Origin of the sequence: Brumicola blandensis (assembly GCF_031846165.1) — a bacterium.
Classification (GTDB): domain Bacteria; phylum Pseudomonadota; class Gammaproteobacteria; order Enterobacterales; family Alteromonadaceae; genus Glaciecola; species Glaciecola blandensis.
Window position 1 is genome coordinate 291,787 of the sequence record NZ_JAVRIE010000007.1, and the last position, 9,139, is coordinate 300,925.

General features: G+C 42.7%; 9 protein-coding genes and 1 tRNA gene. 5 read left to right on the top strand and 5 right to left on the bottom strand.

Going from position 1 to position 9,139, the window contains the following annotated elements:
* Positions 1 to 40: 40 nt before the first annotated feature.
* Positions 41 to 1,144: an LPS export ABC transporter permease LptF gene (gene lptF, locus RM544_RS16505; RefSeq protein ID WP_311362912.1), complete on the top strand. Its 1,104-nt coding sequence runs from the start codon at positions 41 to 43 to the stop codon at positions 1,142 to 1,144.
* The gene (gene lptG, locus RM544_RS16510; protein WP_311362913.1) at positions 1,137 to 2,201 is read left to right on the top strand and encodes an LPS export ABC transporter permease LptG; all 1,065 of its coding nucleotides are present in this window, start codon (positions 1,137 to 1,139) and stop codon (positions 2,199 to 2,201) included. Before lptF ends, lptG begins: the two co-directional genes overlap by 8 nt.
* Positions 2,202 to 2,223: 22 nt before the next feature.
* On the opposite strand, the gene RM544_RS16515 is transcribed toward lptG, so the two are convergent.
* Positions 2,224 to 2,799 carry an RDD family protein gene (locus tag RM544_RS16515; RefSeq protein WP_311362914.1) on the bottom strand — a complete coding sequence of 192 codons (576 nt, stop codon included), beginning with the start codon at positions 2,797 to 2,799 and terminating at the stop codon, positions 2,224 to 2,226.
* A 204-nt stretch (positions 2,800 to 3,003) separates the two neighbouring features.
* Here RM544_RS16515 and RM544_RS16520 point away from each other — a divergent pair.
* A tRNA-Leu gene (locus tag RM544_RS16520) sits at positions 3,004 to 3,090 on the top strand.
* A gap of 46 nt (positions 3,091 to 3,136) precedes the next feature.
* Here RM544_RS16520 and RM544_RS16525 read toward each other — a convergent pair.
* Both RM544_RS16525 and RM544_RS16530 read right to left on the bottom strand, forming a co-directional pair.
* Entirely contained in the window at positions 3,137 to 4,450 is a 1,314-nt protein-coding gene (locus RM544_RS16525; RefSeq protein WP_311362915.1) for a DsbA family protein, read from the bottom strand.
* A gap of 51 nt (positions 4,451 to 4,501) precedes the next feature.
* A complete protein-coding gene (locus tag RM544_RS16530; protein ID WP_311362916.1) occupies positions 4,502 to 5,341 on the bottom strand; it encodes a DUF2797 domain-containing protein in 840 nt (279 codons plus the stop codon).
* Between the two features lie 191 nt (positions 5,342 to 5,532).
* Between RM544_RS16530 and RM544_RS16535 the strand changes: the two genes are divergently transcribed.
* Complete coding sequence (locus RM544_RS16535) at positions 5,533 to 5,730, top strand: hypothetical protein (RefSeq protein ID WP_311362917.1); 198 nt, start codon at positions 5,533 to 5,535, stop codon at positions 5,728 to 5,730.
* Between the two features lie 42 nt (positions 5,731 to 5,772).
* Here RM544_RS16535 and RM544_RS16540 read toward each other — a convergent pair whose 3' ends face one another.
* Both RM544_RS16540 and RM544_RS16545 read right to left on the bottom strand, forming a co-directional pair.
* Positions 5,773 to 6,636, bottom strand: a complete 864-nt coding sequence (locus RM544_RS16540; protein ID WP_311362918.1) for a spondin domain-containing protein — start codon at positions 6,634 to 6,636, stop codon at positions 5,773 to 5,775.
* 14 nt (positions 6,637 to 6,650) lie between these two features.
* Entirely contained in the window at positions 6,651 to 7,493 is an 843-nt protein-coding gene (locus RM544_RS16545; RefSeq protein ID WP_311362919.1) for a spondin domain-containing protein, read from the bottom strand.
* Between the two features lie 239 nt (positions 7,494 to 7,732).
* Here RM544_RS16545 and RM544_RS16550 point away from each other — a divergent pair, with 239 nt between their 5' ends.
* Positions 7,733 to 9,103 (top strand): pyridoxal phosphate-dependent decarboxylase family protein, encoded by a 1,371-nt coding sequence (locus RM544_RS16550; protein WP_311362920.1) that lies wholly within the window; start codon positions 7,733 to 7,735, stop codon positions 9,101 to 9,103.
* Positions 9,104 to 9,139: the final 36 nt, after the last annotated feature.

Here is a 9,139-nt window from a genome sequence, read left to right on the forward strand (position 1 = left end):
GCACCTTTCCACTAAAACCTATGTTTTCACCTGTAACTAAATGCTAATTTTTCGATATTTATTGCGCGAAACTTTCAAATCACAAATGGCCGTATTTTGTGTTTTGATGGCTATTTTCATCACCTTACGTTTTGCGCGTGTTTTGGGCGACGCGACCGACGGTAACGTTCCTGCAGACTTAGTGCTTGGTTTCATTACACTTTATAGTCCATATCTTGCTTCTTTGGTACTGCCCATCAGTCTATTTTTGGGCATAATGCTGGCGCATGGGCGGATGTATGTGGACAGCGAAATGACTGTACTGAAAGCATGTGGCGTCAGTGAATGGTATGTCACACGTGTTACCCTGCTTTTTGCGGTAGTAATGGCCCTCGTTACGGGCCTTGTCACTCTTTACCTTGTACCGGCATCAGCTGAACGGGAGTACCAATTACAAGAACAAGCGCAATCCCAATCGGGCTTAGCATCAGTAATTCCCGGCAGGTTTCAACAAACAGGTGATAAAAAGTCAGTTATTTTTGTTCACGATTTCGACGCAGACACTAATCGACTTGAGAAAGTTTTTCTTTCACAACGCGGTAAAGACGACGAGACAGTCCATCTCATTTATTCAAAAACTGGTACTATTGAAACTAGTGAACTAGGTGATCAGCAATTAGTGCTTTTTGATGGAAATCAGTACGAAGGCGAAAACACTGATCAGGCTTTCCAGATCATCAACTTTGACGAATATCGCCTAACAATTGCACAAAAAGACCAAGAACAAAAGCGTCGAAAACTAGTCGCTTTGCCTACCTCTGAACTCTTAAAAATGAATAGTATCGAGGAAATTGCCGAGCTACAGTGGCGAATTGCCATTCCTCTGTCTTTACCTTTTCTTGTTTTAATCGCGGTTCCTCTGAGTGCCGTAGATCCTCGCCAAGGGCGCTTCGGAAAAATGTTCCCGGCTCTACTCCTATATCTCGGCTATTTCTTATTGTTACTCGCCAGTCGCAGAGTGTTAGAAGATGGCAAATTACCTGTATTCCTTGGTTTGTGGTGGGTTCACTTCCTAATGTTATTAGTGGGCATTGGATTAATAGCGCGCGATAGAAAAACAGGCGTAGTGTTGAGACAACTATTTTTGAGGAAGAAAGATGTTTAAGCTTCTAGATCTTTATGTTGCTCGAACGCTTATTAGCACCGTCACCGTGACGCTTTCAGTGCTGATTGGTCTTAGCGCGTTAATAAAGTTTGTAGAACAATTAAGACGTGTAGGTCAGGGTGACTATGATATGACCTTAGCTGCACTTTACGTCTTACTCAGTCTACCTCGTGAAATTGAACAGTTTTTCCCAATGGCTACCCTACTTGGGGGCTTAATTGGTATGGGCTTGCTGGCACAAAATAGTGAGTTAGTTGTTATGCAAGCTTCAGGCTTAAGCCGCTGGAACATTATCGCTTCAGCGATGAAGTCCTTGGTAATATTGATTATTGCGGTCATGATGCTTGGCGAATGGGTCACTCCACAAAGTGAGTCGAAAGCTAAGGAGTTGCGTACACAAGCGCTGTCTGGCGGTAATTTGATTTTATCCGATGAGTTGTTCTGGGCGAAAGATGGCAATGACTTTGTGAGTATTGGCGAGGTATTGACCAAAGAAACACTCCGAGACATCACCGTATATCAATTCAGTCCTCAGCTCGATTTAACGAATATTTTATCAGCTGATGCTGCATTCTTTAGTGGCGAAGAATGGACCTTACAAAATGTTCAATTACTGTCATTTTCAGAAACCCAAATAGATAAAAGCCAGGCTGAAAAAATCACTTGGAATAGCACACTGACCCCAGATAAATTAGGCATTGTAGCTATCAAACCAGAGGCCTTGTCAATTCAAGGTTTGGTTGGTTACATCAACTACCTTGATAACAGCGATCAAGATTCTGAGCGCTACAAGTTAGCATTTTGGCGCAAGCTGTTGCAGCCCGTGTCAGTGGCAGTTATGTTACTGATGGCTTTATCTTTTATCTTCGGTCCGCTACGAAGCGTGACGATGGGCGCACGGACCATTATGGGCGTGATGGTTGGCTTTACTTTCTTTATTGCAAACCAGGTGTTTGGGCAGTTTAGCTTAGTCTTCCAACTTCCCGCGTTTGTCGGAGCCATTCTACCGAGCCTAGTATTTGCTGGCATCGCAATGCTTCTTTTACGCCGGCAATAGCGCAACTAGCTCGCTTTTGCTTTTACCAGCTTTTATGGTCGTTTGCTTCTTTCGACAGGAATAATACTTCAGTTTGGGCAATACGGTCCTGCAATGACTGTTTGTGTTTATAGTCGAAAAGCACCAATAAGGTGCCAAGACCTAGAAATGACGTTAGCATCCTTAACAACAGGCGTGCATAGGAAATATCTTTCTCATCTTTAAGGTTATATATTTTTAAGCGCCATGCTCTCATCCCAAGCGTCTGCCCGCCATGCTTCCAGAACCACAGAAAAAAGCTAGCAACCCAAAATCCAACCCATACGTTAGCGATTAACTTCAGCGAATCTGACACTTGGAATAAATCCATATAGTGCTCATGACCCTTAGTATCAATTAATTGAAACTCAAACAAGACCAGTAAAACGGCTTGAATAATGAGTCCTGCACACATAGCAACCGCTGTCGCAACTAAGGCGTCATAAATGATAGCAGCGAGACGACGGAAGAAACTTGCTCTGCGAAAATCGCCCGCTTGTGTCTCAGTCTCTTCGGTATGAAGTACTGCGCTAGAAGGTACCTTCGATTTATCGGTTTGCTTGTTCTTTTTTCTGGTCAAAACGGTACTCTAGTTGAATAGTTTTATTATGATTAGATTGGAATATACGAATGTTACATTCAACAGACCAATAAAACTACGCGAGACTGTGAATTTGTTTCGCTATTCGCTTATCTTTTCGGCACTTGAGCGAAATAACACTTGATACATGATCCAAGATAGCTATAATGCTCTCCTCTCGGCAAACGTCGTAGAGCACTCTGTGCCAGAGTGGCGAAATTGGTAGACGCAGCGGATTCAAAATCCGCCGGTAGTAATACTGTGCCGGTTCAAGTCCGGCCTCTGGTACCATCTCTTTTTAAGAGACACAAAACCCGTTGATGACTCAATGGGTTTTTTAGTTTCTGGGATCTACTAAATCATCTTGAATCAATTGTTCAATAAACCATAATCGGTCTTGTCCCCAAGTAAACTCTGAACCATATTTAAAACATGGCACTCCCCAAAAGCCGAAAGATGATAGTTCATTATAATTTTGGTCAAGTTCTTCGCGCCAAGTTGTATTCTCGAGTTCAAGTCTGGCTTTCTCCCAATCCAACCCACTTCGTTCAATAATGTCTTTCAAAGTATCAAGCTGATCTGCATGACGTCCTTCAGCATTTACGGCTCTGCCAAAGTTGAGCAAAAACGCGAGCTCTTTGCCATGATGTCTAGCATGTATAAACAAGGCATAACAGTGTTCAATTGGCTTTCCCAAAGGATCTGCGACAAAGCCATATGGTATGTTGTATTTCTTAGCCTCGCGAACGGTATCGTGAAAAATGACCATCTTCTTTCTATGGGGAACTAACATACCTCGCATCACCATAGGTAAAACAGGCTTTATCACAAGGTTTACATGATACTTTTCACACAGTGCCGCTGCTCGCTCAAGACCTAAATAGGAATAGGGACTTCTGGCGGAATAGAACATTTCCAGTGATTTTTGTTTTTCTTCTTTGTTAGCTGATTGCGTAAATACCGGTTTGGATATTAATTCCTGTGTGTCGTACAACACGGTATTTATCCCTTTACTCAAGCCAAGTGCATTCAACCTTTTTTCTAGGTGACTTAGCCTATCAACACCCCAGTACCATTCGCCTCCATAATGCATTGATGCCGGCAAGTAGTGTCCCATTTTCTTGAGCTTTTGCTCATTCTCCGCGAGTTGTTGACTGACACTCACTATATCTAGTTGTGGTAGTTTCCGCTCCTGAACTTTTTGTTTTACCCATGCCTTAGACAGTATTTTCAAATAGTCTGAAGTATTATTGACCGTTCCATGAAGCTCAAGTATTTGGCTTGTAAAGGCCGCTCTTTCTTCATTACTTAGCAGTTTATCTTTCGATGGAGCAATCAGCTTATGCTGTGCAGCTAGTCTGCAAGCATCAATCACACTGTGCTTGCGCCATTTTTCCGGATCTGGAAACATCTCTTTTTGCAAATGGCTGATAAGATAAAAGCGTATGCTAATATCGAACCGCGTTTGCATGTTTGTGAGCACTTGAACAAGCAAAAAGCTATAGGGGTCGTCTAGAGAAATAAACACAGACACTTCATGCGGCTGCTGACTGACTTTTCTGAATAGCTCTGCTTTCGCCCTGCGCAAGCGCAATAAGAGATCGCTGGCTAAAAGACATGCTACGTAGGGTTGGAGGATTCTCACGAGCATGAGCTAATACTTCAATTCTGACAAGTCATTCAGCATTAAGGTTGGCAAACACTAAGCTATATTTACATTTAAATGATAACCAGAGTACTTTCGCATATTAATCACGCGGTTTTCGTCTAGTATTAAATACTGACCTTTTATCCCCATTAATTTACCTTCAAAACCACCCTCCTTATCAAGATTAATAGACTTAATCTTTTCTGGGTACTTTAAAACAGGGTAATTAATATTAACAACGCTAGACTCCACAAGTTCTATCGATTGAAGTCCGTGTTCTTGCTGTAGTTCAGCAATCTGGTCGGCAGCTTCACTCAATAGTGTTTCTTTTAGGGCGATTAAATCGAATAATTCAGGCTCGCCTTGCAACATCTTACGCCAATTCGTTTTATCAGCGATTTGTGCTTTCAGCGCAGTTTCAACCAAACCACTCATTAAACGATTCTTCACTCGCAAAATGGGTAATGCTTGTGAAGCTCCTTGATCAATCCATCTAGAGGATACCCCCTCAGTCACAAAACGGGTAATACCCACCTTTGTGTTGCCTGTGTTAGACAAATAAACAAAATGCCCTTTGAGACAGTTCGCTTCTCCCCACTCAGGCTCTCTGCAAGTTCCCTTATCATAATGGCATAGTTCAGGCTTGATAATACAAGTATCACATTGTGCTAGACGCATTAAGCAAGGATAACAATAACCTTGGTTAAAACTTTTCTTAGTGACTCTATCGCAATGGACACAATTTATTTGAGCATTATGTTGCACGCTGATGTGATGGCCAATCGCCTCATTCATATTTGCGAAACTCTCACCCACAGGAAGTTCGTAAATAGCTAGATTATCGCTATCTACACTGACTCTCATTTTTTTTATATTGCCTTCAAAGCTTGCCATATATATTTCCAGAAACTATTTTGTTGAGCATGATAGTGATTCCTAGTTCCAATGACAAACAGGATTGAGATAGAAAAGCGCTAAACAACTTTGTTCGAACGTTTATGATAATTCATCAAATATAAATTGTTTGTGAACAATAGGCGTAAATCATAATATTTGACCACAGTGAATTGGATCGAAAAGAAAAATTGATTAACGAAAAATTAGAGTTACTGAAAAAAGAAACCGATGAATTAATCACAAAATGCACGGAAATAGGTGATGAGAAAACGGTACAGTTGTTGTCCGAAATTGCTGAGATGCTAGACATAGCACACAATACTCACTTAGGAAATGCGTTGACGACGCTAAGCGCATTAGTAACAAAAGAGCTAAGTAAAAAATAAGCCCCAATGTTAAGGATCTAACAATGGGGCTCAAAATGACTTCTAACGGGTTCTCGTCACAACGATCTTCGCTGTGGGATTATCCCAACGGTCACTTTCATTAAGCACCGAAGTTGCTAGACCTTCCCTGCTAGGATCGCTAACGTTTTCATTCGTTACGACACCTCGGTGCACATGCACAGCATCCACAACATCATCTCTTACTGCTGAGAACCCAGCACTTGCGCCACCACCGCCTGCAGCCCCTGCCGCAGGTCCTGGCATCGTATCAGCAGTTTCAAGGTTTGCTTCGGTACCCGAATCCCAACTTACCGTCATAAACGCTTTTTGGTCGCCAACTTCCATATTGGAAATATCCATCGCATTTAAACCCGTGAAAGCATCGTTGGTATCTACCAGCATCGTCAACACCGACACTCTCAGATTATCAGTATCCAAGGTTGGCACAACAAGTGTCGTTTCACTGCCAATGCTTCTTGGTGGAGTTCCGGCGCCTTGCTGCGCATCGAGAAATTCCACTGATTGTGTCGCTTCATCAATCAAACCACTAGCATTGCCGCCTTCAGCAAGCATTTCCAAAGCAACACTAGCTGGCTCACCCGGCACAAAGGCATAGTATCCAGGCTCATGGGCTACCACTGAGGCAGGTGAGAACGGTTGACCGTACGTGAGATTAGTAATGCTAACGGTATAAACAGCAAGATTACCTGATTGTCCATTATTACCGTCGTCACCGTCCTGACCGTCTGCTCCATCTGCACCATCTTGCCCATCTGCGCCATCTTGACCGGCTGGTCCTTGAACACCCTGTGGACCAACAGGCCCTTGTTCACCGTCATCAACGCAACCTGCTGCTAAAGCAACGAGCAGCGCTAATGAGGACAATTTAAGTATTGTAGTTTTCATTATTTTGCCCCCAATTAAGATGCTGGAACAACGATAGTCACGCGAGCCACTGGGTTTAACCAACGGTGGACGGTCGAATCCAAATCACTTGAACCATCGGTTAGGCTAGTATCACCTAAAGTATTGCGATGAATATGGACTGGACCATCAGTGCCATCGACAACTTCTGTTGGGCTTGCAAGTGGGTCGCCATTTTCATCAAAGCCGACAGTTACCGCGACACCCGTTCCTCCCGTTCCCATCGATGGCGCTATATTAGGTGCACCCGCACCAGCTACCCCAGGAACACCATAACCACCAAGTGGCAAACCACCCTCTTCTGTGATGTCAGTTCTTGTGCTGTTTAATTCATCATTCAGTTCTGTACCAGCGTCATATGCATTAAGGTAATAAGTGTAAGTGCCAGGTTCACTTGGGATCATAATAGAATCCAAACCAGCAAAAGCATCATTGCTTGGGATCAACATTGTAAGTAGTGAGAAGTAAGGCTTGTCCATAGTGTCAAACGAATACGTTAGTGTGCTTGATGGCGCTAATAAACCACCAAAACGATGCCATGTGTTACTGCCGTTGTCAGTGTCTACAGGTCCAAGTGCAGCTTCAAAGTTCTGACCGCTCGAGTCAGCATTCTGCGCGTCGTCAATGACACCTGCTTCAGCTAACCAAGCTAAGGCGGTACTGGCTTCCGTGCCAACCTCGAAAGCATCAACGCTTGCGTCATGTGCTATTGCTAAACGCGGTGTCATATAGTTCGCATGTGTTAAGTTTGTAATACTTAGTTCAACCTCTACCGCCTGTGAGTAACCTGATGCTGATAGCCCAATCATTGCGGCTAGTGCTAATTTGTTAAGTTTCATGTTTTATCTTCCTCGATATATTGAAATGGGTTTGTTTGGTTAACGAGAAATAAGATAAATGACACTTCTAACTAAAGTGTCACAAAGAACTAACAAAACACGCACTATTTAGTCTTTGTTTTATGACAAGGAATAAAACTGTAAATAGGTGTCGTATGAAAGCTTAATGGTTTGCATGTGATACAGTCAGATAATACTTTCGAGATGTGAATGCATCTGCTTAAAGGACAGACAGATAAATGAAACAAAAAGACCAACTAGACCTAACTAAATCACTACTAGAACAAGCTAAGAACTCTGCATTTTCATATTTAGAGAATACGAATGATTTGCCTGTCTTTCCTGGTACGGATGCTTTAGCGCTCTTAGATGATTTGTCTAAACCGTTTCATACAGAATCTATTGATCCAAGTGTTACTCTCTCTGAATTAAGTCAAATCGGCGACAAAACCATTGTCAATCATGGCGGTAGTCGCTATTTCGGTTTTGTGAATGGCGGTGTTTTGCCAATCGGTATAGCAGCTAGGTGGATAGCGGATACTTGGGACCAAAATGCGGCCTTGGAGGTAATGTCTCCCTTGGCTGCCAAGCTTGAAGAGGTTTGCGAATCCTGGCTTGTGGACTTATTTAACCTTCCAGCCAAAACTAAGATGGGTTTAGTTGGTGGCACATCAGTAGCAACCTTATGTGGAATTGCTGCTGCAAGGCATTATTTATTAAGCAAACTTGGTTGGGATATCAACGCAGATGGATTAATGAATTCACCGAGACTTCGCATAATCATGGGAGATCAAACACACGGTACTGTGACTAAGATGGTTAAGCTCTTGGGTTTCGGTAGTAACAGTATTGAAATCGTTCCTTCAGATAAGCAAGGAAGGATGTTGGTCAATAAAATACCCACACTTGATGACCACTGTATCGTTATATTACAGGCCGGAAATGTCTGCACTGGATCTTATGATGACTTTAGTTCTATTTGCGAATTAGCAAATAACGCGCAAGCATGGGTTCATATCGATGGCGCTTTTGGCTTATGGGCATTAGCATCTGAAAAATTTACTAATCTAACGAAAGGAATTCAGCTTGCCGACTCTTGGTCCGCTGATAGCCATAAAACACTTAATACACCCTATGATTGCGGTGCTATCTTTTGTAAACATCCAACATCACTGGTTGAGGCTCTTCATCAACAAGGGAGTTATATTTCCGCAGGCGATAATCGCGACAGCATGAGTTTTACACCTGATATGTCGAGACGAGCAAGAGGCATAGATCTATGGGCCTGCTTACATCATTTGGGCAAAAAAGGCATTCAACAGTTGGTTGACCGTTTGCATTTTGGCGCCATTTTCATGAAAGAAGGTTTATCGTCGATTGGATTTCATATAGAAAACGATGTCCATTTTAACCAAGTCATCGTAAGGGCCGAAAGCGATGCTAAAACCAAGCATATTTTACATGACGTTCAAAAGAACGGTGTTGTATGGTGTGGTAGCGCAATGTGGAAAGGACATTTTGTTATCAGAATCAGTATTTGCTCGTGGCAAACAAACGATAGTGACCTCACTATCGCACTCAAAGAATTTGAACGCGCTTTCAATAGTTGATAGTAGGGGCCCGTAAAAAGGGGTCAGAGTGAATTA

Coding starts and splice junctions, on each gene's coding strand:
- RM544_RS16540 (WP_311362918.1), bottom strand. CDS start 6,636: ATGAAAACTACAATACTTAAATTGTCCTCATTAGCGCTGCTCGTTGCT.
- RM544_RS16545 (WP_311362919.1), bottom strand. CDS start 7,493: ATGAAACTTAACAAATTAGCACTAGCCGCAATGATTGGGCTATCAGCA.
- lptG (WP_311362913.1), top strand. CDS start 1,137: ATGTTTAAGCTTCTAGATCTTTATGTTGCTCGAACGCTTATTAGCACC.
- lptF (WP_311362912.1), top strand. CDS start 41: ATGCTAATTTTTCGATATTTATTGCGCGAAACTTTCAAATCACAAATG.
- RM544_RS16525 (WP_311362915.1), bottom strand. CDS start 4,450: ATGCTCGTGAGAATCCTCCAACCCTACGTAGCATGTCTTTTAGCCAGC.
- RM544_RS16550 (WP_311362920.1), top strand. CDS start 7,733: ATGAAACAAAAAGACCAACTAGACCTAACTAAATCACTACTAGAACAA.
- RM544_RS16530 (WP_311362916.1), bottom strand. CDS start 5,341: ATGGCAAGCTTTGAAGGCAATATAAAAAAAATGAGAGTCAGTGTAGAT.